Here is a 281-nt window from a genome sequence, read left to right on the forward strand (position 1 = left end):
ATAGCTCAGTATCTTCATGAGGTACGCCGACGGAATAAGGTAGAGCATGCCGCGCCAGCCAAAAAAGTAAATCGCCAAGACCCTGACGCCGTGCGGCAAGAACAGCAAGCTCAGCTCGTAGATCACATTGGTGAAAACCAGCTGCTGAAGGGGGACCACAAAGCCGAGCGTCAAGGAATATGCCGTGACGTAGAAAACACTCACGATCACGAAGTTCTGCAAATGCTCTTTTACGCTAAAGCCCACCTTGTTCAGCACTCACACCCCTTCGTTGGCGAGGG

General features: G+C 52.3%; 1 protein-coding gene. It reads right to left on the reverse strand.

Annotated elements, in window-relative coordinates; all coding sequences use genetic code 11:
• Positions 1 to 258 (reverse strand): hypothetical protein (locus GJQ66_RS12410; protein ID WP_230379585.1); only part of this gene is annotated, 258 nt, incomplete at its 3' end.
• Between the last annotated feature and the right edge of the window lie 23 nt (positions 259 to 281).

The sequence above is a fragment of the Microbacterium sp. ZXX196 genome (assembly GCF_009709595.1).
GTDB classification, from domain to species: Bacteria; Actinomycetota; Actinomycetes; order Actinomycetales; family Microbacteriaceae; genus Microbacterium; species Microbacterium excoecariae.